General features: G+C 68.7%; 42 protein-coding genes. 15 read left to right on the top strand and 27 right to left on the bottom strand.

The annotated features are described in order from the left end of the window. Window positions 1-147 precede the first annotated feature (147 nt). The 7 genes from ACFXDJ_RS06890 to ACFXDJ_RS06860 all read left to right on the top strand — a co-directional run bounded on the left by ACFXDJ_RS06890 (window position 148) and on the right by ACFXDJ_RS06860 (window position 4315). Complete coding sequence (locus ACFXDJ_RS06890) at window positions 148-771, top strand: AAA family ATPase (protein WP_384848175.1); 624 nt, start codon at window positions 148-150, stop codon at window positions 769-771. After that, a complete protein-coding gene (locus tag ACFXDJ_RS06885) occupies window positions 768-1862 on the top strand; it encodes an AAA family ATPase (protein WP_384848172.1) in 1095 nt (364 codons plus the stop codon). The genes ACFXDJ_RS06890 and ACFXDJ_RS06885 overlap by 4 nt, the downstream gene beginning before the upstream one ends. A 125-nt stretch (window positions 1863-1987) precedes the next feature. Beyond that, a complete protein-coding gene (locus tag ACFXDJ_RS06880; RefSeq protein ID WP_384848169.1) occupies window positions 1988-3112 on the top strand; it encodes a hypothetical protein in 1125 nt (374 codons plus the stop codon). Further along, window positions 3109-3258 carry a hypothetical protein gene (locus tag ACFXDJ_RS06875; RefSeq protein WP_384848166.1) on the top strand — a complete coding sequence of 50 codons (150 nt, stop codon included), beginning with the start codon at window positions 3109-3111 and terminating at the stop codon, window positions 3256-3258. The genes ACFXDJ_RS06880 and ACFXDJ_RS06875 overlap by 4 nt, the downstream gene beginning before the upstream one ends. Before the next feature lie 155 nt (window positions 3259-3413). Beyond that, window positions 3414-3632, top strand: coding sequence for a hypothetical protein (locus ACFXDJ_RS06870; RefSeq protein ID WP_384848163.1), 219 nt, complete (start codon window positions 3414-3416; stop codon window positions 3630-3632). 38 nt (window positions 3633-3670) lie between these two features. Continuing rightward, window positions 3671-3823 (top strand): hypothetical protein, encoded by a 153-nt coding sequence (locus ACFXDJ_RS06865; RefSeq protein WP_384848160.1) that lies wholly within the window; start codon window positions 3671-3673, stop codon window positions 3821-3823. A 195-nt stretch (window positions 3824-4018) separates the two neighbouring features. After that, on the top strand, window positions 4019-4315 hold the full coding sequence (locus tag ACFXDJ_RS06860; RefSeq protein ID WP_384848157.1) for a hypothetical protein: 297 nt from the start codon (window positions 4019-4021) through the stop codon (window positions 4313-4315). On the opposite strand, the gene ACFXDJ_RS06855 is transcribed toward ACFXDJ_RS06860, so the two are convergent. Beyond that, a complete protein-coding gene (locus ACFXDJ_RS06855; protein WP_384848154.1) occupies window positions 4301-4537 on the bottom strand; it encodes a hypothetical protein in 237 nt (78 codons plus the stop codon). The genes ACFXDJ_RS06860 and ACFXDJ_RS06855 overlap by 15 nt on opposite strands. Before the next feature lie 62 nt (window positions 4538-4599). Between ACFXDJ_RS06855 and ACFXDJ_RS06850 the strand changes: the two genes are divergently transcribed. Beyond that, window positions 4600-4878 carry a hypothetical protein gene (locus ACFXDJ_RS06850; RefSeq protein WP_384848152.1) on the top strand — a complete coding sequence of 93 codons (279 nt, stop codon included), beginning with the start codon at window positions 4600-4602 and terminating at the stop codon, window positions 4876-4878. Between the two features lie 68 nt (window positions 4879-4946). Here the strand turns inward: ACFXDJ_RS06850 and ACFXDJ_RS06845 are convergent, their stop codons facing one another. After that, window positions 4947-5144: a hypothetical protein gene (locus tag ACFXDJ_RS06845; protein WP_384848149.1), complete on the bottom strand. Its 198-nt coding sequence runs from the start codon at window positions 5142-5144 to the stop codon at window positions 4947-4949. Next, a complete protein-coding gene (locus tag ACFXDJ_RS06840; RefSeq protein ID WP_384848146.1) occupies window positions 5141-5551 on the bottom strand; it encodes a hypothetical protein in 411 nt (136 codons plus the stop codon). The genes ACFXDJ_RS06845 and ACFXDJ_RS06840 overlap by 4 nt, the downstream gene beginning before the upstream one ends. A 165-nt stretch (window positions 5552-5716) precedes the next feature. Between ACFXDJ_RS06840 and ACFXDJ_RS06835 the strand changes: the two genes are divergently transcribed. Genes ACFXDJ_RS06835 through ACFXDJ_RS06825 form a run of 3 tightly spaced genes read left to right on the top strand, consistent with a single transcriptional unit; the run spans window position 5717 to window position 7089 of the window. Then, complete coding sequence (locus ACFXDJ_RS06835; protein ID WP_384848143.1) at window positions 5717-6217, top strand: hypothetical protein; 501 nt, start codon at window positions 5717-5719, stop codon at window positions 6215-6217. Further along, a complete protein-coding gene (locus ACFXDJ_RS06830) occupies window positions 6214-6723 on the top strand; it encodes a hypothetical protein (RefSeq protein ID WP_384848140.1) in 510 nt (169 codons plus the stop codon). The genes ACFXDJ_RS06835 and ACFXDJ_RS06830 overlap by 4 nt, the downstream gene beginning before the upstream one ends. Beyond that, a complete protein-coding gene (locus ACFXDJ_RS06825) occupies window positions 6724-7089 on the top strand; it encodes a hypothetical protein (RefSeq protein WP_384848137.1) in 366 nt (121 codons plus the stop codon). A 3-nt stretch (window positions 7090-7092) separates the two neighbouring features. On the opposite strand, the gene ACFXDJ_RS06820 is transcribed toward ACFXDJ_RS06825, so the two are convergent. The 11 genes from ACFXDJ_RS06820 to ACFXDJ_RS06770 all read right to left on the bottom strand — a co-directional run bounded on the left by ACFXDJ_RS06820 (window position 7093) and on the right by ACFXDJ_RS06770 (window position 12592). Continuing rightward, the gene (locus ACFXDJ_RS06820; protein ID WP_384848134.1) at window positions 7093-7629 is read right to left on the bottom strand and encodes a tetratricopeptide repeat protein; all 537 of its coding nucleotides are present in this window, start codon (window positions 7627-7629) and stop codon (window positions 7093-7095) included. Window positions 7630-7712: 83 nt separating this feature from the next. After that, the gene (locus ACFXDJ_RS06815) at window positions 7713-8435 is read right to left on the bottom strand and encodes an NUDIX domain-containing protein (protein WP_384848132.1); all 723 of its coding nucleotides are present in this window, start codon (window positions 8433-8435) and stop codon (window positions 7713-7715) included. Further along, a complete protein-coding gene (locus ACFXDJ_RS06810) occupies window positions 8432-8905 on the bottom strand; it encodes a YbaK/EbsC family protein (protein WP_384848129.1) in 474 nt (157 codons plus the stop codon). Before ACFXDJ_RS06810 ends, ACFXDJ_RS06815 begins: the two co-directional genes overlap by 4 nt. A 31-nt stretch (window positions 8906-8936) precedes the next feature. After that, entirely contained in the window at window positions 8937-9422 is a 486-nt protein-coding gene (locus tag ACFXDJ_RS06805; RefSeq protein WP_384848126.1) for an NUDIX domain-containing protein, read from the bottom strand. Continuing rightward, complete coding sequence (locus ACFXDJ_RS06800) at window positions 9419-9898, bottom strand: NUDIX domain-containing protein (RefSeq protein WP_384848123.1); 480 nt, start codon at window positions 9896-9898, stop codon at window positions 9419-9421. Before ACFXDJ_RS06800 ends, ACFXDJ_RS06805 begins: the two co-directional genes overlap by 4 nt. Further along, window positions 9895-10347 carry a GNAT family N-acetyltransferase gene (locus tag ACFXDJ_RS06795; RefSeq protein WP_384848120.1) on the bottom strand — a complete coding sequence of 151 codons (453 nt, stop codon included), beginning with the start codon at window positions 10345-10347 and terminating at the stop codon, window positions 9895-9897. Before ACFXDJ_RS06795 ends, ACFXDJ_RS06800 begins: the two co-directional genes overlap by 4 nt. Next, on the bottom strand, window positions 10344-11192 hold the full coding sequence (locus ACFXDJ_RS06790) for a hypothetical protein (protein ID WP_384848117.1): 849 nt from the start codon (window positions 11190-11192) through the stop codon (window positions 10344-10346). The genes ACFXDJ_RS06795 and ACFXDJ_RS06790 overlap by 4 nt, the downstream gene beginning before the upstream one ends. Next, window positions 11150-11791, bottom strand: coding sequence for a hypothetical protein (locus ACFXDJ_RS06785; RefSeq protein WP_384848114.1), 642 nt, complete (start codon window positions 11789-11791; stop codon window positions 11150-11152). The genes ACFXDJ_RS06790 and ACFXDJ_RS06785 overlap by 43 nt, the downstream gene beginning before the upstream one ends. After that, entirely contained in the window at window positions 11788-12198 is a 411-nt protein-coding gene (locus ACFXDJ_RS06780; RefSeq protein ID WP_384848111.1) for a hypothetical protein, read from the bottom strand. Before ACFXDJ_RS06780 ends, ACFXDJ_RS06785 begins: the two co-directional genes overlap by 4 nt. 92 nt (window positions 12199-12290) lie before the next feature. Then, window positions 12291-12413 carry a hypothetical protein gene (locus ACFXDJ_RS06775; RefSeq protein ID WP_384848108.1) on the bottom strand — a complete coding sequence of 41 codons (123 nt, stop codon included), beginning with the start codon at window positions 12411-12413 and terminating at the stop codon, window positions 12291-12293. Next, entirely contained in the window at window positions 12410-12592 is a 183-nt protein-coding gene (locus ACFXDJ_RS06770; protein ID WP_384848105.1) for a hypothetical protein, read from the bottom strand. Before ACFXDJ_RS06770 ends, ACFXDJ_RS06775 begins: the two co-directional genes overlap by 4 nt. A 91-nt stretch (window positions 12593-12683) precedes the next feature. On the opposite strand from ACFXDJ_RS06770, the gene ACFXDJ_RS06765 reads away from it, so the two are divergent. Further along, window positions 12684-12965, top strand: a complete 282-nt coding sequence (locus ACFXDJ_RS06765) for a hypothetical protein (RefSeq protein WP_384848102.1) — start codon at window positions 12684-12686, stop codon at window positions 12963-12965. 1 nt (window position 12966) lies between these two features. Here the strand turns inward: ACFXDJ_RS06765 and ACFXDJ_RS06760 are convergent, their stop codons facing one another. After that, on the bottom strand, window positions 12967-13539 hold the full coding sequence (locus ACFXDJ_RS06760; protein WP_384848099.1) for a hypothetical protein: 573 nt from the start codon (window positions 13537-13539) through the stop codon (window positions 12967-12969). Window positions 13540-13771: 232 nt separating this feature from the next. On the opposite strand from ACFXDJ_RS06760, the gene ACFXDJ_RS06755 reads away from it, so the two are divergent. The 3 genes from ACFXDJ_RS06755 to ACFXDJ_RS06745 are packed head-to-tail and all read left to right on the top strand — an operon-like array spanning window position 13772 to window position 15986. Continuing rightward, window positions 13772-15013, top strand: a complete 1242-nt coding sequence (locus ACFXDJ_RS06755) for a helix-turn-helix domain-containing protein (protein WP_384848096.1) — start codon at window positions 13772-13774, stop codon at window positions 15011-15013. After that, a complete protein-coding gene (locus tag ACFXDJ_RS06750; protein WP_384848093.1) occupies window positions 15004-15513 on the top strand; it encodes a GNAT family N-acetyltransferase in 510 nt (169 codons plus the stop codon). Before ACFXDJ_RS06755 ends, ACFXDJ_RS06750 begins: the two co-directional genes overlap by 10 nt. Window positions 15514-15554: 41 nt before the next feature. Then, entirely contained in the window at window positions 15555-15986 is a 432-nt protein-coding gene (locus tag ACFXDJ_RS06745; protein ID WP_384848090.1) for an NUDIX hydrolase, read from the top strand. Between the two features lie 378 nt (window positions 15987-16364). Here the strand turns inward: ACFXDJ_RS06745 and ACFXDJ_RS06740 are convergent, their stop codons facing one another. From ACFXDJ_RS06740 to ACFXDJ_RS06685, 12 genes are all read right to left on the bottom strand, one after another. Next, window positions 16365-17063, bottom strand: coding sequence for a hypothetical protein (locus ACFXDJ_RS06740; protein WP_384848087.1), 699 nt, complete (start codon window positions 17061-17063; stop codon window positions 16365-16367). Between the two features lie 97 nt (window positions 17064-17160). Continuing rightward, complete coding sequence (locus ACFXDJ_RS06735; protein ID WP_384848084.1) at window positions 17161-17430, bottom strand: hypothetical protein; 270 nt, start codon at window positions 17428-17430, stop codon at window positions 17161-17163. Next, window positions 17427-17573 (bottom strand): hypothetical protein, encoded by a 147-nt coding sequence (locus ACFXDJ_RS06730; protein WP_384848081.1) that lies wholly within the window; start codon window positions 17571-17573, stop codon window positions 17427-17429. Before ACFXDJ_RS06730 ends, ACFXDJ_RS06735 begins: the two co-directional genes overlap by 4 nt. Then, entirely contained in the window at window positions 17570-17773 is a 204-nt protein-coding gene (locus tag ACFXDJ_RS06725) for a hypothetical protein (protein WP_384848078.1), read from the bottom strand. Before ACFXDJ_RS06725 ends, ACFXDJ_RS06730 begins: the two co-directional genes overlap by 4 nt. Continuing rightward, window positions 17770-18243: a hypothetical protein gene (locus ACFXDJ_RS06720; RefSeq protein ID WP_384848075.1), complete on the bottom strand. Its 474-nt coding sequence runs from the start codon at window positions 18241-18243 to the stop codon at window positions 17770-17772. The genes ACFXDJ_RS06725 and ACFXDJ_RS06720 overlap by 4 nt, the downstream gene beginning before the upstream one ends. Then, window positions 18240-18605 carry a hypothetical protein gene (locus ACFXDJ_RS06715; RefSeq protein ID WP_384848072.1) on the bottom strand — a complete coding sequence of 122 codons (366 nt, stop codon included), beginning with the start codon at window positions 18603-18605 and terminating at the stop codon, window positions 18240-18242. Before ACFXDJ_RS06715 ends, ACFXDJ_RS06720 begins: the two co-directional genes overlap by 4 nt. Window positions 18606-18669: 64 nt before the next feature. Beyond that, a complete protein-coding gene (locus ACFXDJ_RS06710; protein WP_384848069.1) occupies window positions 18670-19059 on the bottom strand; it encodes a hypothetical protein in 390 nt (129 codons plus the stop codon). Between the two features lie 78 nt (window positions 19060-19137). Continuing rightward, window positions 19138-19479 carry a hypothetical protein gene (locus ACFXDJ_RS06705; RefSeq protein ID WP_384848066.1) on the bottom strand — a complete coding sequence of 114 codons (342 nt, stop codon included), beginning with the start codon at window positions 19477-19479 and terminating at the stop codon, window positions 19138-19140. Window positions 19480-19667: 188 nt separating this feature from the next. After that, on the bottom strand, window positions 19668-20639 hold the full coding sequence (locus ACFXDJ_RS06700) for a hypothetical protein (protein WP_384848063.1): 972 nt from the start codon (window positions 20637-20639) through the stop codon (window positions 19668-19670). Then, window positions 20639-21187: a hypothetical protein gene (locus ACFXDJ_RS06695; RefSeq protein ID WP_384848060.1), complete on the bottom strand. Its 549-nt coding sequence runs from the start codon at window positions 21185-21187 to the stop codon at window positions 20639-20641. Before ACFXDJ_RS06695 ends, ACFXDJ_RS06700 begins: the two co-directional genes overlap by 1 nt. After that, window positions 21188-21700 carry a hypothetical protein gene (locus ACFXDJ_RS06690; protein WP_384848057.1) on the bottom strand — a complete coding sequence of 171 codons (513 nt, stop codon included), beginning with the start codon at window positions 21698-21700 and terminating at the stop codon, window positions 21188-21190. Then, complete coding sequence (locus ACFXDJ_RS06685) at window positions 21697-21858, bottom strand: hypothetical protein (RefSeq protein ID WP_384848054.1); 162 nt, start codon at window positions 21856-21858, stop codon at window positions 21697-21699. The genes ACFXDJ_RS06690 and ACFXDJ_RS06685 overlap by 4 nt, the downstream gene beginning before the upstream one ends. Between the last annotated feature and the right edge of the window lie 129 nt (window positions 21859-21987).

The raw sequence follows: 21987 nt of genomic DNA, 5'->3' as shown, positions 1-21987 counted from the left end.
ATGTCGGTCGAAATCGAATCAATCCGCTCAACGAGGGAGCGGGGCTCGTGGAGCACGCATGCTGCTCCCATCGACCCCTATTTCGAATTTCCGTGGGATCCGAAGCGGAAAGTGGCTGCTCCGCGGCCTCCTACGTTCCCCCCGCGTTTGTGGGGCAGGGGGCTGGCGGACGTCGAGCCGACGTCGGACAGTGAGGCCGCCTTCGAGGCGGTGACGGGGTGGGTGCACGCCCTGGCGGACCAGCAAGAGCGGGACGAACAGCGGGTGTGCCTGGATTGGGCCAACTACGGCCGTGGGATCTGTCTTTCGGGTCCGCCGGGAACGCTCAAGACCACGATCGCCGCAGCAGCTCTGTACGACATCAAGAAGCGCGACGACGTGGTTGTGGGCTTCGTCCGCTTCCCCGCGCTGCTGGAGGCCCGACGCGGGCGGTACCAGGACAGGGGAAAGCCCCGCTCCAACAACCCCGACTTCGTGGACCACGAGGCGAACGAGATCAAGGAGCTGCTGGAGGCCGTGCGCCTGGCGGACGTGCTGCTGCTGGACGATGTGGGCAGTGAGCGCGAGGTGCGCGACTCCGGGTTCGCCGCGGAGGTTCTCGACGAGACGTTGCGCCACCGGTTCGACGCCGGGCGGCCGACGATCGTGACGACGAACCTGCGCGACTCGGAATGGGCGGGTCGGTACGACGAGGCGACCGCGTCGTTCATCCATCAGGCGTTCCGCGAGTACCTGGTCCTGGGCGGACCTGACCTCCGGGCGGAGTCATGAGGCAGTCGCGAGAGGAGATCCGCGCGGCGGAGGAACGGGCCTGGGCCGGGCGCCGGCAGCCCGAACGCCAGGGTGGCGGCTCCGACCTCGTGCAGACCTTCCGGTCGCTGCTGCTGAACGCCGAGCAGATGCGGGAGCAGCCGCGGGCGAAGGCGCTGATCGACGGGGTGTTGTTCACGAACTCGCTGGCGTGGCTGTGGGGGCCTCCTGGGCAGGGGAAGACGTTCCTGGCCATGGACTGGGCCGCGCACCTGGGGACTGCCCGTGAGTGGCAGGGGCGGGCGGTGGAGGGCGGTTCCGTGCTCTACGTGGTCGCGGAGGGTGCGGGCGGCTTCCCGGACCGGATCGAGGCGTGGGAGGAGTACCACGGCCGTCCCATGGCCGGCGTGCACTTCTTCCACCATCCCCTCCAGCTTCACAACGATGAGCAGGTCGCCGCGTTCCTGGTGCTGGTCGCGCAGTTGAAGCCGGTGCTGGTGGTCATCGACACGCAGTCGCGCTGCATGGCGGGCCAGGAGGAGAACGGCTCGGTGCCGATGACGAAGATGGTGGAGGCCCTGGACCACATCCGCATCGCTGCCGACGGAGCCTGTGTGCTGACGCTGCACCACAGTGAACGGGGCGGGAGGAATCCCCGCGGGTTCTCCGCGATCGATGGGGCCGCGGACACCTTGGTCAAGGCGACCCGTTCCGGGAAGGGCCCCGTCACCCTGACCTTCACCAAGCAGAAGGACGACGATACGTCCGAGCCGATGAAGCTGCCGCTGGTGAAGGCCGGCAAGAGCCTGGTCGTAGCGTCTCCGGGTTGTAGTGCGGGGGACGCTACAACTCAGTCCGGGTGTAGTGCCGATTCTTCACTGTCTCCGTGGGATTCGATGGGCCTGTCGAAACTACAGCACTACATCTACGAGATGTTGCGGGAGGACGGTAAGAAGAAGGTCGAGGATCTCGCGACGTCTCTCGGAAAGCATCGCACCACAATCAATTCTGCGGTGAACGACCTGCTCAGAAGGGGTTTGGTCGAGAGGGACACTCCGTGGATTGCGGCAAAGTCGAATGCTGTCAATGAATCCGGGACGGTTCCGGCGTGACGATTTGTAGCGTTGTAGCGCTTGTAGTTTTTGTAGCGTTTTCGTGAGAACTACAACCGGGGCAACGTGTAGCGCTACACCACCCTTTCTTTAGAAGGGTGTAGCTACTGCCTACAGAACGAGACATGAGCATCAGCAAGGAGAACGGTATGACCGAGGACCCCGAGCGAGCGGTGTTTCAGGAGCTGTACGCATGCAGGGTCATCCCCAGCGCCTACTCGCTCCGGAAGAAGGTGAGCACAAGGCCGGCCAATGCGGCGCAGAACCTGGCCAAGTACTTCTTCGCCTGCTGTCCCTCCTTCTCCTGGGCGGCATCGACCGAGAAGGGACCTTTCCCCGGCGGGGTGAAGGTGTTCGGCGAACTACTCCGGGGCGGTGCCGATCCCCAGACCTGCGTGGCCCTGGTCGATCTGTACTTCGCTCGCGTCGGAAACCGCCCCCCGACCGTTCCCTACATCTGGCACTTCAAGGGGATGCAGTACCGGCTGCTGGCCGAACTCAACGAAAGGGCCGCTGAACCCATGACCCAGCACGAGACCCCGAACCGGCTGAACCCGACGTCTCCGGTCAGCGCGATCGAGACGCGGTACGCCGGCTGCCGGTTCCGCTCCCGGCTCGAAGCGCGCTGGGCCGTCCTCTTCGACACCCTCGGCGTGCGGTGGGAGTACGAGCCGCAGGGCTTCACGATCCCCCGCCACGGCGGTGGCAGCACTCCTTACCTGCCCGACTTCTACCTTCCGCAGTGCGGGACCTGGGTCGAGGTGAAGGGCAGCGAAGCCGCGCTCGACCGCGATCTGATGGAGGACGCGGCGCGTGCGCTTCCCCGTGACGAAGACGGACCGTACCCCGTCCTTCTCCTGCTGGGGCCTGTCCCTGAGGCACCGGCGGCCCGCGCGTCCTTCGCCGGACGGTCTCCCTGGCGACCGAACTGGGGCTGGCTGGGACTGTCCGGCGAAGGGGACCCGCGGGGCAGGGAGGACGCCGGCCATGGGTTCGACGTGAGGGACTTCTACTACGGCTTCAACGGCAGCGCGGACGCCCACTGTCTGAGCGAGATGGACATCAGCGGACCCGCGGCCCTGAGTCGCTGGCGCCACTGGGGCGAGGATCCGGACTTCCTGACGCCCTACGACGGGTGGTTCGAGGAGACCGACACCGCGGGGCGGCAAAACCGTGTCCGCGCGGCCTACGAGGCGGCTCGCGGCGCCCGCTTCGAGCACGGCGAGCGCGGCTTCCCGAGGGCCTCGTGACCGAGCACCCCGAAGACCTGCCGGAAGAGGACTGGGACCCCGACATCGTCGAGGCCCTCACCAAGGCCATGTTCGACGGCATCGGCCCCCCGCCCGGCCCCCGCGTGACCGTGGTGGGGACGCGTGGTCATGACGACCACGCGTGACTGGGCGTGGATGGACACCACGCCCATCCACGACGTGACCGGCGGACCTCGAACTTCCGTCCGGGCAACTGGGTCCTAGGCCAGGGCTGAGCCCGCGCGGATGAACCTGTCGGCGGCCCCTTTCGGATCGCGCCGAGGGGTCCCACAATGGAGATATGCCCCAGAACACCCCTTATAAGGGGAACCTGTTGGCCCCGCGTGCGGGGCGCCTCTACGTCGTCCGCTGGATGACCGAGAGCGGGACGCAGGTCAAGCACCGGTACTTCACCCGCCCCTTCGACGCCGTCGCCTCCTACGAACGCCTGCTCGGCTTCGACAAGGAGACCGGCGTCTGGAGCGCCGACACTGCCTGGTCCCCGTACCTCCCCGCCTGACTCCGCAGAACCGATTCCCCCCACCGGAAGGCACCGCCATGTCCAACCCCGCCGCCGCGGCGCACCTCAAGATCGTGTACACCGCCGCCCTCCACGCCGAGGAGATCGCCAGGCTCTCCGCGGAGGAGAAGAACACCTACACCCGGCTCCGCGACCAGTTCCTGGCCGAGGCCGGCGAGCGAACCCCGTGACCCGTCGCCAGCGACGCCGTAGGCGCCGTGCACGGCCCCCAGAGCCCCCGTCAGACCCTCCGGCTTGGCCGCACCAGTGGGAGGCCCGGCACTGCGCCCGGTGCGGCTGCTTCGGGTGTATCCGAGGTTTCACCGTCCAAGTCGAGAATCACCAAGACCCCCGAATCGGCGTGACCATCACCAAAGGAGAAGCTGATGTCCACCCCCGTCGTCGCCGCCCTACCTGAGACCGGCGACCTGCAAGTTGAACTGCGGATGCTCGCGGATGGGCAGCGCTATGTCCTGCCGGTGCATTCGTGGAACGTACACGCCGACGGACGCCGTGAGCCCGTCGTCCTGTGGAAGGGAGTTCTCCTTCCGGCCGGACACATCAAGGGCCTCGACTACACGCGTGTCCTGGAGCTGGCGGAGGTCGAGCCGCCCGCGGTCAGGGTGGTGCACTTCGAGGACGAGATCCTCCGCGAGCCGGTCGGCGCGTCAGAAAAGGGCTAGCGCCTCCGTCGCCGGGGCCACTGCCCGGTCGGCGTCCTCCGGGAGGGTCTCCTGCCAGGCCAGTGCTTCCGTATAAGCGACGTGCTGCATCGAGCCCCCGCAGAGCACGAGGGCGCGGGCGCTGCGTTTGTGATCATGAACGCTTCCGTGGCCTGCCCTGCGGGTGGGCAGCAGGGCCACCGGACGCTCGCAGACGGGGCACTTGGCCCGGGGGTAGCTCATGCATCAAGGGTGCCGGATGCCGGGCGCCCGCACAGGGGGGTTCCACCAGATCGGAGCACATGATGAACGACAACGACATGCCGAAGATCTTCGTACCGACCGACAGCAGGCACGCGCCGGCGAGGCTGCGTATGCCCTCGGGGTACCAGAACGGGGAGAACTGGGTGGCTGACGCCTTGCCCGGCCTGTTCACGTGGAACGAGGAGCGCGGAGCCGCCGAGTTCGACCGGCACCGGGTGAACGACGTGGTGGGGGTGCTGCACCAGAACTACGTGGATGTGCGCGTCGTCCACGGCGTCACGGAAGCCCACCCGGAGCGCTCTTCTACTCTCCGCCGGTAGGGCCACTGCCAACGAGAGAGAGAGCCCCGCGGAGGCCCTCTTCTTCTCTTGTCTGTTCGGTTGTCTGTTCAGTTGTGGAAGGTGCAACCGTGATCGTCGCCGGGGACGGCCGCGTACAGGGCGGCGCGGTGGTCGATCTCTTCGGGCTTGGGCTCGTGGGGGTAGTTGGGCGCGCTGTTGTAGATGTCCTGGTGTCGTTGTCCGAGTCGGTCCAGTTCGCGCTGGGCGGCAGCGGCGCCTTGGGTGCTGCCGTAGGTGTGGGTCATCGGCGCCCCAGGTTCTGGTCCACCTCGGAGGCGAACTCGTCGTCTTCGGGGCGGGCGCCGTGGTGGGGGCGGCTGACGATGTTGCGTTCGGCGTGGTCGAAGGGGATGCCGGGGCTGTGGGTGATCATGCCGGGCGGTCCGGAGCGGAAGCCGGGGACCAGGCCGTCGTCGTCGCCGTTGACCTCGCCGGCGAGGGGGCGACAGAGGTGGTCTTCGGCGCTGCCGTAGTGCGGAAGCGTGTAGCCGGTGGGGGCGCCGGTTCCGACACCGGAGCGGTCCGCACCACGCGGTTCGAGGCCGCGGCCGAACTGGCGGGCATTGAGGTTCTGGCCGGCGCTGGACGGGATGCCGCGGGACTCCGGAGTATCCGGATCCGGCGACAGTGGGCTGATCTGCTCGGGGTCCACGCAGGGACTCCCCTCGGTCGTGGCGGGCACGGGCAATACGACCTGTGTCTGGAGCCGAGGGTGGGTCCGAGGAAAGCGGTCACGAATGGGGGATTGAGTTAACGTCCAGCTCCATGGTAAGCGGACAATTGTGGTGAATCTATTCCGCGTACCCAGGAGTGCACAGTGGACCAGGCCAACGAATGCGTGGGCGCCACCATCGACAACGTCCGGGCCCAGCAGGCCGAGGTCCGGCGGATGCACCGTGAGGCGTTCCACGACGGCAACCCCCACGCCCAGCTCGCCTGGGAGATCTACAGCTCCCAGCGCGGGACCTGGAACACGCAGACCGAGGCCCACGACCGGGGCGCCTTCGTGCAGTCGGTGGCCCCGGAGGCCTTCGGCAACCGGTCGCTCCCGAGGGGCAACAACGTCTACCTGACAGACTCCCCGACGGTGGACGAGGCTCGGCAGCGGGCGGCCATGGTGCGCGGGTACAGCGCGGGGCGCGAGGACAACGCCGCGTACAGCGGGGTGAACGAGACCTACGCGGGCTACACCGCCAGCGCGAACATGGCGCCGGCCAGTGGGTTCTGGGAGTCGAGACTGGCCCAGGGGGCACAGCAGAGCCTGAGCCGGGAGGCCGCGCAGCGGATGCGCCGGGCGTTGCCGGACATCGTCGCTTGACCAGGCCCCGGGCGGAAAAGCGGAAGAAGCTGCTGCGGGAGTGGAAGGCCGCCTACTGGCTCAAGCAGAACCCACCGGGTTCGCAGGAGCAGCCCGAGCCCGAGCAGTTCTACTACGACCCCCGCGAAGGGTTGCAGCTTCCGCCCGATCCGGCGGAACGAGCGTGGCTCAGTGGGGAGGGCACTCCGACCCTGTCCGAGCGGCGGGCCCGGCGGGAGACCGAATCACAGCCGGTTCCGGCCGGGTTGCAGGCGGCTGAGGAGCTTCCGCCTGTGTGGCAGCAGGTGCTCCGCGGCACGACCCCGTTCTTGCAGGGGCTGGCGCGAGCCGCGACCTCGGGGGCCACGGACTGGCCGGCGCCGCCGGTCGAGCGCTACCCGAACGGGTTGGCCAAAGACACCGGGACCGTGATCACGCCGGACGGACTGCGGCCGGTGAAGCCGGGGCGCCCACCGCGTATGGACCCCGACAACGAGGTCACCATCGTGCCCGCGGAGGAGGCGTAGATGAGGGCGCCGTGGACGAAGAAGCCGGATCGAGAGCCGAGGACCGACCCGGCCCTGGACGTGCCGATCACCTTCGACTTCGGAAATGACCGGCAGCGCTACAACGAGGCGGTGACCGCGGACGAGCAGCGAATGGCCGACGCGATGATGAAGTCGGAGTCCGAGTGGACCGAGTGGGACCACGCGCACGCCCGGGACATCAAGCTGAGGCAACAGCGGATGGTGGAGGACGCGCGGGCGAAGCAGCCGCAGATTCCGGCCCCCGAGCCGGAGCCGGTCCCGGTGGAGACGCACGAGCAGAGGATGGCCCGGTACGGACTGGGTCCCCGCTCGGCGCCTTCGAGACCGGCGCGGCCGTGGTGGTGAGGGTCAGCTCTCGCCGATGTCGGCGGCTTCCCCGTCGGTGAGCTTGAGCAGCTCCACGCGGTCGAGTGCGGCCTCGGTGGACTCGACCAGGTCGGCGTCACCCTTGGCGATCCGCAGTTGCAGCGCCTCCCGCAGGTGGGTGCGCGCACCCACAAGGTCGCCTTGTTCCATGAGGTGCTTGCCGACGTGCTGGAGGGCGAAGTCGACGAGATCCGGGTGCCCCGCGCGGGCGGCGTCCAGCGCGTCGCGGTAGAGCATGCCAGCGGTCTCCGTCTCACCGGCGTAACGGTGCGCGTCACCGAGATTGAGTTCGGTGGCGATGACGGACCGGACGTTGCCACTGGCTTCGGCCAGGTCGAGCGCCTGCCGCAGGAACGCGCATGCTTCGCCGTAGCTGCCCAGGCTCAGCAGACCGATACCGATCCACCGGACACGATTCCGCAGGTCCCCGCGCAGTTCTTCGGCGGCGGCGGCCAGGTGCTCGCGGTTGGCGGGGACCATCCGCAGGTCATCGTCGTGGGTGATGAGGTGCTGGAGCATTCAGATACCGCACTTCCCGCACCGGATGGGACGGACGCACCAGCAGCGTTTGCGGGGAATCCACCCCCAGCGCAAACAGATGATCACGGCCGTCCGTCCAAGCCGCTCCACTGTGCCACGTGGTCGGACAGCACCGACGCCGCGTCGGAGGTGGTCGCCCGCAGCAGCACCATGCCGGCCACGATGGAGTCGCAGATTTCCGCCTGGAATTCCTCCATGGTGTGGCTGACGCCCTTCCTGGGGTTGGCCCCGAGGACACCGAGGAGGGCCTGGGCGGCTTCACCGACCTCTTCGGACAGCTTGGTCATCTGCATGGGGAGGAAGGGCTGTCCGATGTCCTCGCAGTGCTTGGCGAGGACGCCGTGGAGGCGGTCGATCTGCGCCCACACCCGCGGCTTGCCGACACGGAGGTGTCCTTCGAGCTGCCTCAGGTAGTCCTTGATGTGCGGCGGCACGTGCATCGACTGAACCTCGCCGAGCGGCACCAAGCGCACCTCCTGGCCTTCGCCGCAGACCAACTGATCGGGGTCCACGTCCACGATCGCGTGGAACCACCGATGGGCTTCCGTGTCGTCGGCCTCGTAGGGCACCACGTCCAGCGGCAGCAGCCCTTCCACGTCGATGCCAGCCTCCTCCAGCAGCTCGCGCCGGGCCGTCTCGTACGGCGTCTCACCTTCCTCGCGGGCGCCCCCGAGGGTGTGCCAGTAGCCGGGCCAGCAAATCCCCGGAATGTCGTCACGCAGTTGGAGCAGCACCTTCCCGTCGGGGGTGGTGACGATCACTTCGGCACTCTTGAAGTCGGTCATGCGGTGATCTCCTTGATGTCGGCGGCTTCCCCGTCGGTGAGCTTGAGCAGTTCGGTGAAGGTGGTGCGGAAGACGGTGTGGTGCAGGCCCGCGCCGGCCCAGACATGGGGGAAGTTGTCGAGGTGGACGTCGACCAGGGTCCGCAGGGGCTGCGGGTGTCCGACGGGAGCGACACCTCCGACTTCCTGACCGGTGACCTGCCGGACGAACTCGGGGCTGGCGGAGCGGATCTTCGCGCGGCCGACGCCGAGAAGCCGGGCGACCTTGCGGGTGTCGACGCGGTGGGCGCCGCTGGCCAGGACCAGGAGAGGCGTCCCGTTGACGGAGAAGACGAGGCTGTTGGCGATGGCGCCCACTTCGCAGCCGAGTTGCGCGGCGGTGGCTGCTGCGGTGGGACCGGGCTCGGGGAGTTCGGTGATGTCGCCGGTGAGTCCGTGGGTGACGAGGACGGCGCGGACGCGTTCGGTCATGGTGGTGGTCTTCCTTCTGGACAGGTACCGGTCAGCGCTCCAGGTAGGCGACGGTCCCCGTACGGCGTGCGTGGTCGACGACCTTGAGCCGGGCGAAGTTCACCGGTGACATGATCTCCTCCCACTCCTCCAGGGTGTGGACCTGGACCTCGGTGTGCTCCTCGCGGTCAAGCACGAACGCGGCGATCTGTTCGTCGGTGAGGGTGCCCCCGTCGAAGACGAACCCGATGTGGTTCATCGGCCACGAGCTGCCCCGATGGCCGATGAACTGAGACCCCAACAGCTTCTGCTCCCCCTCGAAGACCATCCCGGTCTCCTCCAGGCACTCCCGCAGCGCGCACTCCCACGGCGTCTCGCCCGGATCCATGTTGCCGCCGGGCCACTGCCAGATCTCGGTTTTGTAGGCGGCCTTGAGCTGGACCGGGCGGCCATGGGTATCGGTGAAGTACAGGCAGGCGTACGAGGTGGACTGAGCGATCGTCTTCACGTACTCCTCGGGCGGGAGCCATTCCCTCATGCGGTGACCTCCGTCCGGGCCGACCAGGTCAGCAGCGCGAGGGCCGCTCCGGCGAGCTTGATACGTCCGTCAAGGGCTGCCTGCACGGCCTCCTTGCGAGGCGTCCACTGGACGGTGAGGCCCTGCTCGGCCTCGGTGGCGGTGAGGGCCTGGACGCCGGGTCCGAGGGCGGTGGCCGCGTACATGTGGAGCTTCATGGTGCTGCGGGACATCGGGACCGTGAAGCCCAGCGGCGTCCACACGGCAGCGGTGATCCCGGCCTCCTCCTCCAGCTCCCGCTTCGCCGCGTCAAGGGGGTCCTCGCCCTCCTCGATCCCGCCACCGGGCGCCGTCAGAACGGTGCCGTGCAGGTGGATGGTCTGCCGGATCAGGGCGATACGGCCCTGGTCGTCCTGGGCGACGACGACCACGCCGTTGATCTGCACGATGTGTTCGTGCGGCTCGGTGAAGTAGGCGATGCGGCGGGTGTTGCTCATGCTGTGCGCTTCTTCTCCAGGGCGTAGGTCACGAAGTCGTCGTGGAGCCCGTGGCAGTCGAATCCGGCCTTGGCCAGGACTCGGCCGGAGGCGGGGTTGTCGGGGTGGTGCTTGGCTTCCAGGCGCTCCAGGCCCACCCTGTTGAACGCGAAGTCGGTGATCTGTCGTACGGCGTCGGTGGCGTAGCCGTTGCCCCAGGAGTCCTCGCGCAGGATGTAGCTGATGGTTCCGGTTGATTGCGTGCGGGAGTGGATCTTGACGACGCCGAGCAAGTCGCCGTGCACGGTGATTCCGAAGGCGCTGCGTCCCCATGCGGAGATCTTGGCGGTGGCCTCTTCGATCGTGATGGGCTTGCCGGTGGTGAAGGCGACGGACTTTCCGCTGTAGATGCGTTGGATGGCGGGGGCGTCGTCGGACACGAGGTCCCGCAGGGTGACGGGGATGGTCACAGCGCCGCCAGGAGATCGCCGAGTTCGGCAGCGGTCGGGCGGTCGCCGGGCCCGCCCAGCAGTACGGGGCGCAGCACGTCCTGAACGGCGGGCCATGGTGTTGAGGTGTCCAGGGGGATGCGGCGGTTGGCGATGTGGGCGCGGGTTTTGGCCGGGCCGATCTCTTTTGTGTCGATGCCGGCGGTCTTGTAGTCGAGCGGCCAGCGGCCTGTGATGCAGGTCCACAGGGATCCGGCGAGGGCGTACACCTCGGCGGCTTTGCTGGGGGTGACGGGCATGATGCCGACGTTGATGGAGGCGGCGAGTTCGGGCGCGACGAGGTGGACGATGCCGCCGCGGAATTCGGGGCCGGGAACGAAGTCTTCCTTCCATGCCCATGAGAGATCGAGCAGTCTCACGCCGTCGGGGGTGTGGACGCCGTGGGCGGGCTGGAGGTCGGAGTGGACCCATCCGGATTCGTGGAGGGCGGCGACGGTGCGGCAGAGGGTGACCGCGCCCGCCTTGGCCGTGTCCAGGCCCTCCCCGGTTTCGCGCACGGTCTTGAACACGCCCCAGGTGGAAGGGCCCTCGAACCAAGGTGTCACCATCCACACCGTGCCCTCATGGGTGCCGGAGTCGACGTTGTACTCGGGCAGCTTGCCGAGAACCTCGGCCTCACGCGCGGTGATCTGGGCGCCTTCGCCGAATCCGGCTTTCACGGCCGCCGGGCCGGCCGGGCCGGTCGCCTTCCACACCGCGGACCCGCGCCGGTCGGTGATGCTCTTCAATTCGACCGGGCCGCCGCACAGCGTCTCGGCGGCGGCTACTGCTTCCGGGGGACAGGGGGGAGTTTCGTCCGGGACCATGCCCGTACCGCCTTCCAGTCGTGGGGCAGGTGCTCGAATACGTCGCGGCCGTCGTCGGACGCCACGGCGAGCGCGTCGGCCAGGTCCGGGGTGTCGTGGAGGAAACGCGGGTCGCGCCTGCGGACTGCGGGCCGCACCGGGATGAACGAGACAGGAGCGGCGGGGATGCTCCGGCCATCCTGTGCCACCTCCTCCTCGCCCGCGTGGAACTTCCCGAACATCACCCCCACCGGCGCGTAGAGGTTCTTCAAGGCCCAGTGCGGCCAGCCGGTCACGTCACGGCCACCGCCCAGGAGAACGACGTTCTCGCACACGAGCGCACCGTGGAGGCGGGAGGCCAAGGGCCGGACCCACTCGGCGGCGCGGCTTCCCGACCAGAACAGTTCCGCCTCGACCGCGTCCGCCTCGCCGGCCACCTCGTAGACGGTCCAGCCGGTCAGCCCTCGCTCGACCGACGGGGCGAGGTAGGGGCAGTGCGTGCTCATCTGCTGGACGTAGCCGCTGATGTCCACCGAGCGGGGCTGGGTGGTGCGGGGCTCAACGAGGCGAAGCGCCCCGGCGGTGGGCCGGGACGCTACGTCGGTGTGCGTCGGGATCATGCGGTGGCGGACTTCTTCGGCGCGGGGGCGACGTCGTCGCCATCTCCGCCGGTGGGGTTGCAGTTCCACTCACCGCGTACGGTGCCGGTCTCCCGGTAGTGGGCCAGACCCTCCTCGTCGAGGGTGCCGTCCTCGCGGGTAAACCAGATCGCCGGGAGCGTGCCGTACATCTCCTCGTACGCGGTGACCCAGGTGACGGGACCGGTGCCGCAGTTGGCCCCGTGACCCAGCACGGTTCCGGCGTGGGCGGTGCTGAAGTCGGCGTACTCGGGCGTCTCCATCAGCCGGTGCCACTCGGCGTCGATCGCGCCGGAGAACATCTCGACCGTTCCGTGTCCCTCGGCGAACCGGCGGGCGGTGACCGTGAAGAACTTGCCCAGTTCGGTGCGCTCGATGGTGTCGGTCATGGTGGTGCTCCTCTCATCGTACTGCGAGTGGTGCATGACGGTGGTGCGTCCCGCCCCGGGCGGTGGAAGCGCGGAGCGGGGAGTCGGTGGGGTTACCGGCCGGATCTTCCGGCCAGGGCGAGCGTGATGACCACGGCGCTGGCCCCGATCACGTAGACCAGGGCGGCGAGCTGCTGGCGCCAGCCCCACGGGTCACGCTCGCGTAAGCCGCTCATGGGCGGTCGCCGTTGTCCTCGGCTCGCTCGTGCTGGTCCTCATCCCCGCCGGCCGCGCGGGCCAGGAACTTCGCCCATCCCTCTTCGGCGACCTTCCGCATACGCGGACTGAGGGTGCCGTATGTGGGCTGGTCCTCGATCTGGCGGGCGAGCGGGCGGCAAGGCAGGGGCTGGGTCATGGCGCTCTCCTCAGGCTGGAGGGTGCAACGGGCCGCGGGTGCGTTTGCGAGGACGGGATCGCGGCCCGTTGCTCGGGGGTATCGTGCGGGGATGGCCGAGCCGTTCATCACTGAGGACAGCGACCACCCGGCGTGCGGGATCTGTCCCTCGCTGCGGCTTCCCAGGGACGCCTTCGTCGTCTACGACCGGCCTTCGCGCGAGTGCCCGTTCAACCCGGCCGACGGTCACCGCTACACCTCAGACGGGACTCCCGCCTGCGTGCACCCGGACAAGGTCGGGGTCGCGCCGGACCGGATCGCGCCTCCGCCCGAACGGGTCGTTGTCGAGCAGGAGCCACCGCGGAGGCGTTGGTCGTTGTTCCGTTCCCGGTGACCTACGCGGCGGCGAATTCGATGTCGTGCTCGCGGCCGGCGCGGTCCATGCCGATGCTGGCGTACCGCGCGGTGAGGATCTTCACCCGCCGGTCGACTTCCTCCTTCACCAGCCAGTACCGGGCCGGGGGCTCGCCCCACGCGAGGCGGTATGCCCGGTGGGTGAAGTCGCCGTCGGTGTAGTCGGTGTGCTCCTGGTCGGTCTGGTGGATCAGGGCGAACCCGGTGCGCTCCGCGATCCGCGCGAAGAGCTGCGGCTGGGCGATCATCGCGTGCGTCATCTCGTCGACCGGGACCGCGACGGGGATCTCCGCCAGGCGCTCGTCACCGGTGAGGTTGAAGACCGCGGCCTTGAGGGCGAGGGCGCGGAGCCCCTCGGTGAACAGGGGGGCCTTGTCGGTGTCGAGGTTCCAGCGCTCGATCACGGGGAAGCCGGTGAAGCACTGCCAGTCGGAGGAGTACTCCAGCGTCGCGGCCTCGAAGGCTCCGAACTCGGGGTCGGCGCGGATCGCGGCCAGGATCTCGACCGCGCGCCCGGCGATCTCAGCAGGGGTGGGCAGGGTGCTCGTGCTCATCTCGGTGTGCTCCTTTGATGAGGTGGTGCCCGGCCCCGCCACGAAGGGGGTCGACAGCGGCGGGGCCAGGGGAACCGCCCTGCGGGGGCGGCGTGATGACAATTCAACGACCGTCGAGCGTGCGTGGACAGGAAGGGTTGCTGCCGAGTTGCCCGCAGTCGACCGGAAAACTTTGCGCCCGCATTGCCCGGCGGGTGGTTCGGACAGTGCCCGTGCGGCTACGTTCTGTCGCATGGGAGTGAACGCCGTCCTCAAGGCCCAGATGGATGAACTCGGGCTCAAGCAGGACGAATTGGCACGCCAGATGAACACCGCGCTCCAAAACCTCACCGGCAGACCAGGCGATGTCTCCGCACGCACCGTGAGGAACCTGCTGAACGGCGCCACCCGGCGGCCGATTGGCCGGACCTGCATCGCGCTGGAGGAGGTATTCGGACGCCCGGTCGCGGATTTAGGGTTCGCCCCACCACGTTCCGCAGCATCAGCGGAGGACCCATTGCACCGCCGTACCTTGCTTCTCGCAGCGACCGGAACTGCTGCCGCTGCTGTCATCCCTGCACGTCCCTTGCGGCTGGGGCAGTCCGACGCCGACCGGTTCCACCGGGAGTACACCGAGCTGCTGCGCGACGACTCGCGGCTCGGCGGAACGCGGCGGATGGAGAACAAGGCCGTCGAGCTGGCGGCGCGTGCCCAGTCGTCGCTCGCCGGCGGTGGCGCCTCGGACCGCATCCGGCGTCGGATGTACCGGCTCGCGTCCGACGTCACGTGCTTGGCGGCGTTCGCCGCAATCGACGCACGCGCTCCGCAGCGTGCACGCGCCCACCTCGACAAGGCCCTCACCCTCGCGGGTCTCGCGCGCGACGGCGAGGCCATGTACCGGGTCTGGGACCACCTGATGCTCGCCTCCAGCCAGCGGGAGAACCATGCCGAGGCGGCGGCCGGCGCGGAGGTGATGAAGCAGTCTTCGGTTGCCCGGCGTGACCCGCTGTACGCGTCGCTGGGGTACATGCGGCACGCCAACGCCCTGGCCAGGCTGCGTCAGCCCGCGGAGTCGCTGCGGGCCCTGGACCTCGCGGAGAAGGCGTTCGGACGGGCAGGGGGTGAGCGGCCGTCGGAGTGGATCACGTTCTACAGCCCCGCCGAGTTCGGCGCCCTGTCGTCGTACGTCTGGACGGCGCTGGGTGAGCACGCGCGGGCCGAGTCCTGCCTTCACCGCACCCTCGCCGCCCTCCCCGACGACATGGTCCGCAACAGGGCACTCTTCACGGCGCACCTGTCCCTGTCCCAGGTGAGGCAGGGGGAGGTGGAGCTGGCGTGCGCAACCGGGAGGCGGGCTTACGGAATGCTGCTGCCGGAGTCCGGGTCGCAGCGTACGACGAACACGCTTGCCAGAACGCGCCAAGTCATCGCGGCCACGGGCACGAAGGCGCCCGAGGTTTTGAGCTGGATCGAGGAGTCACGCCAATGGATCTGAAGACGTACACGCACGCCGACGCACCGGACGTCCGTTCCTTGCTCCTGGACATCCACGACGAGGTGTACGCCAACGATCCCGACCCGTTCACTTCGCGCGAGCGGTTCTCGTACTTCGTCGACACATGGTCAGGGCGCGAGGACTGGAGTTGCGTCTCGGGGTGGGAGAACGGCGGCCCGGTCGGGTACGCGTACGGCTCGAAGTTCAAGCCCGGCGGCTGGTGGAAAGGATCGGACCGGCCCAAGGGCGTGCTCGGCCGGATCCTCGCCCTGTCCGAGCTGATGGTGCTGCCCCAGTGGCAGGGCACCGGCCGGGCACAGCAGATACATGACGCGCTGGTCGAATCGTTCGACGTCGACTACGTGACGCTCCTCGTCGACTCCACGCACCCGAAGGTACAAGCCCTGTACGAGAAGTGGGGCTACGAGAAGCGGGACGAGGCGAAGCCCTCCGACGACTCTCCCCTGTACGCGGTGATGGTCAGGACCCTGCGAAGTTGAGCGGAATGAGCGAGTAACTGCGCCGCCGCGAAGGAGACCCCTTGAAGTACGCGATCAACGTGGATGTGGCACTGCGCCGCGGGGACGAATGGCTGCTCATCGTGCGCGGGCTGAACGAGGAGCACGCGGCCGGGCAGTTGTCTCTGGTCGGTGGGACGGTGGACGCAGACTCGCCCGGTGGGGATGTTCTGACGGACACCGCCCGCCGGGAAGTGCTGGAGGAGATCGGCGTCGATCTGGCGGAGGCCGATCTCAGCTACGCCGAGAGCGTGTTCTTCGTGACGGACTCCGGCAATCCGGTGATCAACGTGGTGCTCGCCGCGCAGATGCCCGCGGACGCGCAGCCCCTCATCGCTTCTCCGGAGGAGGTTGCCGATATCCGGTGGGCGACGCTCCCTTCCCTGGAGGGGGACAAGAGCTGTCCGCCGTGGACGCTGCAAGGCGTCAAGCGCGCTGCCCTCGCCTTGGGCTGATCAAGACGCTGCAAAGTCCAGCAACGTGAGCGAGTAACTGCGCCCGCGGCATCGGACGGTGCCGGCCGGGAAGCTGGGAGCCGGGCCGTGTCCGGCGCCGTACCTGTGGTCCTGGCAGCAGTACGGGCAGCGGGCCGCGATCGTCCAGGGGCCGCCCGGGTCTTTGTACGCGAAGGCGAGGGCCTCGGGGGTCTCGTTCCGGCGGCGGCGAGGGTAGAGCGTCGTCGGCATGTGCGGCTCCCGGGTCGTGGTGGTGCCCTTCGAAAATAGGCGCCCACCCGGGCCTGCGCCATCGGTGCCGGAAATGACGCAGCCCCCGCCTGGTCCGGGCTGCTGCCGGGGGCGGGGGCTGCGTCGGAGGATCGGGAAGCCGGGGGCCTAGAAGTTGTTGTTGAGCTGCTCCAGGACGCCGTTCACGCTGTCGGCGACGATGACCTCGTTGCGGGCGATGTAGCCGGTGATGGCCTGCCACATCCTGCGGCGCAGCGAGGGGGTGTCTTCCTGGCCCTGGGCGTCGGCGATCACCTCGTCCATGAAGTCCTGGTCGGTCTGCATGGGCATGTTGGCGCGGATGAGGGAGAGGACGGCGATGAGGTCGCCGCTGTCGACTCCGGAGGTGCTCTGCTGGGCTCCTGCACCGGCGTTGACCGTCGCGCCCTTCGCCGCGGTGATGGCACCGGAACCGAAGTTGACGGCCGACCCCTCGCCGACGTTACCGATGCGGATGCTGGGCTGCTGCTGCGGGTTGTCCCGGGTGTACTCGTTCACGTTTCCTCCGTAGTGGTTGACGCACGCGCGTCCCCGCGCGGTAAGGCTGATGTCGGCAGTGCCGTTGTCCCAGCCAGGGGGCGTAACGATCAGCCCGTCGTCGGCAAGAAGCCGGGCGACGGTATAGGCCGTGAAGGCCCGGTTCGGTACGCGACGGGTGTAGTCCCGAATAGGCAGGCCGGTGCGGACATCGAGCTTCGCCTGGTCGAGCCAGACCAGCATCCGGGTGGCATCCTGCTTCATGTCGTAGGAGGCGAAGCTCGACAGGATGGCCATGGCCTCGCCGAAACTTCCTTCGTCTTCACGCATCCGTGGACGGTAAATCACTGCCGTTCGGGTAGGAAGACGCGTACCGGCCTTCCAGCAACGATCTCAAGATCGTCTCATCGCGCGATGCTGGCCGTGATCACCAGCCCGCTTCCCCATAGGCCATCCCGTACGGGCTGCACTCGTCGCAGCCCTCACAGTCGTCGTCTCCGCAGTCGCCGGGCTCGTCGTCCTCGTCCTGCTGGTACTCGCCGTGGCGCCAGCCGGTGCACGAGCCGGTGAAACATCCGCAGCCGGGGCACTCAGGGCACAGCATCGAGTACGTCCAGCCGCACCTCGTGCACATGGTGTCGGTGACCTCGGTGCCGCCGCCCTCGGGGCGTACGGGGGAGGTCTCGATCTCGGTCACTGGCCACCGCCGTGGCGACGGGCGGCGTGGGCCTGTGCGAGGCGGTCAAGCAGGGCGGGACTGGCGGACCGGAATTTGACTGTGCACCCCGGCTCGTCGCACTTCCAGACCTTCACGGTCGGCTCGGGCTGTGTGGTGGTCACGCGGACTCCTCTTTCGGGGTCAGGCGGGCGGGGACGCGGCCGGCGGACAGCTCGGCGCGCTCGGCTTCGGTGATGTGCTCGCAGGACCGGCGGTCGACGGCGTCCCGGAGGAACTCGGGGCGTGAGCTATGGATCGAGAAGACGGGGGCGCTCAGGCCGTCATGAAGCTGGTCGCACTGCCAACGGGTGACCTGGGTCATGGAGTTACTCCTTCGAGGTGCTGGAGCCGGGCGGCGGCCCGGCGGTGGGCGGACTCGGCGCGCTCGAAGGCGAGGCGGGAGGCCCGTAGCTCGGCTTCGGCGCGGGTCAGCTCGGTGCGGGCCTTGTCGAGGCGCTCGGCGTGGGCGCGGCGTTCGCCGTCGCGCTGGGCGTGGGCTATGGCGTCGTCGCTGCGCTGGCGGGTGGCGGCCAGGCGCTTCTTCGCGGCGCGTTCCTTGGCCCGGTCGGCGGCGGTGGGGTCCCAGCCCATCCGCTTGAGACGGCCCTGGACGTTCGGCAGCTTCGCGTTGGACGCGGCCCCGGCGATGTTGAAACTGGCCTGCTCGCCGTTGGGCGCTTGGACGGTGACTCCGCTGCCCTTGCGCTGGTCGATGACCCTCCAGCCGGGCGTACGGCGCACCAGGTCGACGAGGTCGGTCAAGGCCTTCGCGGTGGAGGTGCGGGCCGTCATCGGACTTCGTCCTCCCCTTCGTACGGCTGGCCCATCTTGAACAGCAGGGACCCGGCCGCGTGGAGGCTCTTGGAGACATCGGCTAGGTCGCTGTCGGCGTCCGTGAGGAAGGTGTCGACCCACACCACCGCCTTCGCCGGGTCACTGTTGTCGTCCATCCGCACGCGGGCCGCCTTCTCCTCGCGGACCAGGTGGTTGGAGAGGCGTCCGAGGGCCTCGGGGAGGCGGTCCACGAGGGTGATCAGGGCCTGGACGGTGGCGCTGATCTCGGGAGCCGATGTGTTGCCGCTGTTGATCAGCGCGTGGTTCATCTTCTGGATCGCGTCGGCCGCCGTGATGGCGTGGTCGGAGGGGATTTTCATCCGATTAATCCGTTCGTGTGAATGTTGGGCGCTGAGCCGGACGGTTGGCGCGGTGTGCCGTCAGTCAGCGGGAGGGATGGCCGAGTTCGCCGTCGATGCAGCCGTCGAGCCAGTCCCTGCCCTGCTTGCCGGTGGAGTGCTCGTAGTTCCCGGCCAGGAGTTCCTGGCCACAGACCTGGTCGGCGGTGGGGGCGTCCATGAGGTATGCGTACTGTCCGTCCGCGATCCGGCCCTCCTTGCCCATCTGGTAGCCGGCGAGGTAGTCGGCACTCGGGGGCGTCGGGCGCAAGGCGTCGAATGCATCGTTGCCGTCGCTCGCGGCGTAGGCGACGAACCCGCCGATGGTGAGGAGTCCGGCAGCGATGACGACGCCGCAGACGCGTATGACGGTCTTGTCGTTGCTCTGGGCCGGTGCCGGGGCGTACGCGGGCGGGGCGGCGTAGGGGTTGTACACGAGGGTCCTTTCGGGCAAGACGAAGCCCCCGGCGGTGTTGCGTAGGGCCGGGGGCTACTGGGTGTGCTGATGGCGCGGTTACGCGGGTGGCAGGGGCAGGGCCGCGCGCTTGAGGGCCTCCTCGGCGAGGTCGAGGTATCCCGCGGCTTCGCGGTACGCGGGGTCGTGGTGGGCGAGGTCGTCGACCTCCAGGCGGGCGCGGTGGGTCAGCTCGGCGGGGCCGTCGAAGGGGTGGGCCGGGCCGTTCCGCTTCTGGATGATCTGGGCGAGGGCCCAGTGTCCGAAGAGGACGGTGCAGACCGCGATCCCGGCGGCCGGCGGGGAGAACACGGCGGTGATGCCGATGGCGAGGCCGAGGGTGCCGTACATGCACAGCGCCTTGACCTTGCCGGGGTCTATCAGGTCGTCCCAGGTACTCAACTTGCCCTCCTTAACGTGGTGTTGAGGGGATGGTGCCACGCCTTGGGGCGTCTTGGGTGCCACCGGAGAAACGTCACAATGCGTGATGTGAGGGCAGCAGTGTTTACGATCGGCATCCCCTCTCGGCCGCCTCGAATTTCGTCCGATATGCCGGGTAGGTTCGGTAGGTAGGTAGGAACTACCAGGATTCACGCGGGATCTGGCAGCGGGGGAGCGGAGTCCGGAGGGCTCCCGCCGGACCTCCCGTTCGGATACACCACGTAACCGGACTGCCCGATCGGCATACGCTCGGGCCCCGATTCGGGAGCGTCCAGCCACACCTGGAACTCCTTCGCGTTGACGCCTTCCTTCACGCTCTGCTTCCCGTCGGGAAGGTGGTACTTCACGCTGTCCTTCGTCGGGATCCCCGCCGCGTAGAGGACCGTGCGAACGCCGGTAACGGTCTCCTCGCCGAGCGCCCCGAGCTTGCTCAGGGGGGCGATGAGGTCGACCAGGTGGACGCCGTTGCGGGTTCCGATTCCCCGGCGTACGACGTCGACCAGGGCGGCCTGGGAGACGACGGTTTCGGGCTCCTCCGCGATGGCCGGCACCGGCTCGGGCTCGGGCTCCGGGGGTGCCATCAGGGCCGGGTCGATCTCCTCGCGCAGCTTCACGGCCGCCTCCAGCGTGCGGGGCCACCGGCCCTGGATCCACGCCACCACGAACCCGGCTCCCCCGACGGCCAGGAGCACGGAGCCCCCGGTGTACCGGGTCAGGATGACCAAGGCCGCCACGCCGGCCAGGAAGGAGAACCTGCGGCGGCGTACGGCCCCGCCCAGCGTGTCGTTCAGGTCGTCCTCGGTGAACGGCAGCGGATCGAAGACCTCGGCCCGGTAGACGTCGCGCAGCTCGCGGGCGGTGAGGATCTTCTCCCGCAGCTTCTCGCGCTTCTTGGTGTTGCCGTCCTCCTCGGCCTGCGTGTAGGAGGCCTCCAGCTCGGTGACGGTCTTCTCGGCGTCGTGGGTCCGGCGGGCGTTGCGGTTGAACCAGCCCACGTACTGGCCGTTGAGCCATTCGGCGTGGAGCCACCGATCCGAGAGGTCGTCCCCGGTCCACCAGCGGCCGAGCTGGCGCCCGGTGTGGGCGGCGCCCGGGATGACGGCGAATCTCCGGTCGGTCATCATCCCACCCCGTGGGTGAAGAGGTAGCCGATCGTGTTTTCCCCCGCCCAGTTGGCGGCGTCGACCAGGATCACGCCGTTGACGAAGGGGCCGAGGGTGATCCCGGTCGGGATGCCCCACCGGAGATCGAGCTTCCAGCTTGCGGGGAGCTTGTTCCAGCAGGTCACCATCAGGGCGAACGCCACGATCATCACCGCCCCGCCGAAGGGGGTGAGGAGGCCGTGGGTGCCGTTGCCGGTGCCGGAGACGGTGGACTGGCCGAAGACGTGCTCGATCAGCCAGTCACCTGCCGCGCCGATCCCGCCCCGGAACCACCCCAGAACCGTCCCGATGAACCCTCCGGCCGTACCGCCGGCCAGGGCGAATAGTGCGGTCGACGCGAAGAACGGCAGCAGCCCACGCCAGTTGAGCTTGACGAAGCTCAAGGCCTTCCCGGCGGTGGCCTTGGCACCCTTTGTGGGAGCGCCTCCCCCGCCGCTGGACGCGCGGACGATCTTCGTGAAGAAGAGCACCAGTCCGACGGTGAGCGATCCGAGTGTGACGACCATTTAATTTCCCCCGATGAGAAAGTGCTGGAAGGGCGCCCACAGCAGCGCGCCCGTGAACATCGACCAGGCCGCGGCCAGCAGGGCGAAGCCGAACACCCGCCGCACCACCGGCACGGCCAGGAGCCGGGCGCCGAGGGCGGACACCACCCGCGCGAAGAGCGTGAACAAGGCGGCCAGCCACTCCCCGCCGGTGACGGCCCCCACCACGGTCCCGGCGACCAGGACGACGAACACGGCCACCAGGGCGGTACCGGCCCACTGGAACGGCAGGCTCACCCCGGCAGCGGCGCACTGCATGGCGAGCGGCCCGGGGACGGTGCCCGGCAGCGCGGGCAGCGGTATCAGCCAGCCCGCGAGGAGCGCCCCGACGTGGCGTCCGACGGCGACGAGACAGCCAGCCTGGCCCCCCTCCCTCTCCTCGTGTGCGGGGTAGGGCGGGGGGTAGGTGACGGTCTGCGGGGGATCATCCTGGTCCGGTTCGGGGATGCTGTGCCACGCGATGTTGTCGCTCACCGGCCGACGCCCATTCGGAACAGCCGGTTCTGCACGGCGATCTCGTCGGCGCCGGGCACGGAGGTGTGGAGCGGGGCGGAGGGCACGCTGTGGAGCAAGTAGCCCGTACGGGTGACGCGGTACGCCGGGCGACGGCGCCTGTTCAGTATCTGGGACACTCTCTCTGTCCTTTCTGGGACACAGACGCCCGAGCCGGCCGTGAGAAGTGGGCTCGGGCGTCGTTTCGTTTGCGCGGGCCGGCTGGCCCGTGGCTCCCGCTCGACCCCGGAGTGCAGAGTCGAGCGGGA

The organism is Streptomyces sp. NPDC059443 (genome assembly GCF_042750105.1).
GTDB lineage: Bacteria > Actinomycetota > Actinomycetes > Streptomycetales > Streptomycetaceae > Streptomyces.
Note: the sequence above shows the minus strand (reverse complement) of the source record. Positions and strands in the feature narration are given on the sequence as shown.

Bases quoted from the DNA above. Each gene is read 5' to 3' on its own strand.
- ACFXDJ_RS06885 (WP_384848172.1), top strand. From the start codon at position 768: ATGAGGCAGTCGCGAGAGGAGATCCGCGCGGCGGAGGAACGGGCCTGG.
- ACFXDJ_RS06880 (WP_384848169.1), top strand. From the start codon at position 1,988: ATGAGCATCAGCAAGGAGAACGGTATGACCGAGGACCCCGAGCGAGCG.
- ACFXDJ_RS06870 (WP_384848163.1), top strand. From the start codon at position 3,414: ATGCCCCAGAACACCCCTTATAAGGGGAACCTGTTGGCCCCGCGTGCG.
- ACFXDJ_RS06865 (WP_384848160.1), top strand. From the start codon at position 3,671: ATGTCCAACCCCGCCGCCGCGGCGCACCTCAAGATCGTGTACACCGCC.
- ACFXDJ_RS06860 (WP_384848157.1), top strand. From the start codon at position 4,019: ATGTCCACCCCCGTCGTCGCCGCCCTACCTGAGACCGGCGACCTGCAA.
- ACFXDJ_RS06855 (WP_384848154.1), bottom strand. From the start codon at position 4,537: ATGAGCTACCCCCGGGCCAAGTGCCCCGTCTGCGAGCGTCCGGTGGCC.
- ACFXDJ_RS06850 (WP_384848152.1), top strand. From the start codon at position 4,600: ATGAACGACAACGACATGCCGAAGATCTTCGTACCGACCGACAGCAGG.
- ACFXDJ_RS06845 (WP_384848149.1), bottom strand. From the start codon at position 5,144: ATGACCCACACCTACGGCAGCACCCAAGGCGCCGCTGCCGCCCAGCGC.
- ACFXDJ_RS06825 (WP_384848137.1), top strand. From the start codon at position 6,724: ATGAGGGCGCCGTGGACGAAGAAGCCGGATCGAGAGCCGAGGACCGAC.
- ACFXDJ_RS06820 (WP_384848134.1), bottom strand. From the start codon at position 7,629: ATGCTCCAGCACCTCATCACCCACGACGATGACCTGCGGATGGTCCCC.
- ACFXDJ_RS06815 (WP_384848132.1), bottom strand. From the start codon at position 8,435: ATGACCGACTTCAAGAGTGCCGAAGTGATCGTCACCACCCCCGACGGG.
- ACFXDJ_RS06810 (WP_384848129.1), bottom strand. From the start codon at position 8,905: ATGACCGAACGCGTCCGCGCCGTCCTCGTCACCCACGGACTCACCGGC.
- ACFXDJ_RS06805 (WP_384848126.1), bottom strand. From the start codon at position 9,422: ATGAGGGAATGGCTCCCGCCCGAGGAGTACGTGAAGACGATCGCTCAG.
- ACFXDJ_RS06800 (WP_384848123.1), bottom strand. From the start codon at position 9,898: ATGAGCAACACCCGCCGCATCGCCTACTTCACCGAGCCGCACGAACAC.
- ACFXDJ_RS06790 (WP_384848117.1), bottom strand. From the start codon at position 11,192: ATGGTCCCGGACGAAACTCCCCCCTGTCCCCCGGAAGCAGTAGCCGCC.
- ACFXDJ_RS06785 (WP_384848114.1), bottom strand. From the start codon at position 11,791: ATGATCCCGACGCACACCGACGTAGCGTCCCGGCCCACCGCCGGGGCG.
- ACFXDJ_RS06780 (WP_384848111.1), bottom strand. From the start codon at position 12,198: ATGACCGACACCATCGAGCGCACCGAACTGGGCAAGTTCTTCACGGTC.
- ACFXDJ_RS06775 (WP_384848108.1), bottom strand. From the start codon at position 12,413: ATGAGCGGCTTACGCGAGCGTGACCCGTGGGGCTGGCGCCAGCAGCTC.
- ACFXDJ_RS06770 (WP_384848105.1), bottom strand. From the start codon at position 12,592: ATGACCCAGCCCCTGCCTTGCCGCCCGCTCGCCCGCCAGATCGAGGAC.
- ACFXDJ_RS06765 (WP_384848102.1), top strand. From the start codon at position 12,684: ATGGCCGAGCCGTTCATCACTGAGGACAGCGACCACCCGGCGTGCGGG.
- ACFXDJ_RS06760 (WP_384848099.1), bottom strand. From the start codon at position 13,539: ATGAGCACGAGCACCCTGCCCACCCCTGCTGAGATCGCCGGGCGCGCG.
- ACFXDJ_RS06755 (WP_384848096.1), top strand. From the start codon at position 13,772: ATGGGAGTGAACGCCGTCCTCAAGGCCCAGATGGATGAACTCGGGCTC.
- ACFXDJ_RS06750 (WP_384848093.1), top strand. From the start codon at position 15,004: ATGGATCTGAAGACGTACACGCACGCCGACGCACCGGACGTCCGTTCC.
- ACFXDJ_RS06740 (WP_384848087.1), bottom strand. From the start codon at position 17,063: ATGCGTGAAGACGAAGGAAGTTTCGGCGAGGCCATGGCCATCCTGTCG.
- ACFXDJ_RS06725 (WP_384848078.1), bottom strand. From the start codon at position 17,773: ATGACCCAGGTCACCCGTTGGCAGTGCGACCAGCTTCATGACGGCCTG.
- ACFXDJ_RS06720 (WP_384848075.1), bottom strand. From the start codon at position 18,243: ATGACGGCCCGCACCTCCACCGCGAAGGCCTTGACCGACCTCGTCGAC.
- ACFXDJ_RS06715 (WP_384848072.1), bottom strand. From the start codon at position 18,605: ATGAAAATCCCCTCCGACCACGCCATCACGGCGGCCGACGCGATCCAG.
- ACFXDJ_RS06700 (WP_384848063.1), bottom strand. From the start codon at position 20,639: ATGACCGACCGGAGATTCGCCGTCATCCCGGGCGCCGCCCACACCGGG.
- ACFXDJ_RS06695 (WP_384848060.1), bottom strand. From the start codon at position 21,187: ATGGTCGTCACACTCGGATCGCTCACCGTCGGACTGGTGCTCTTCTTC.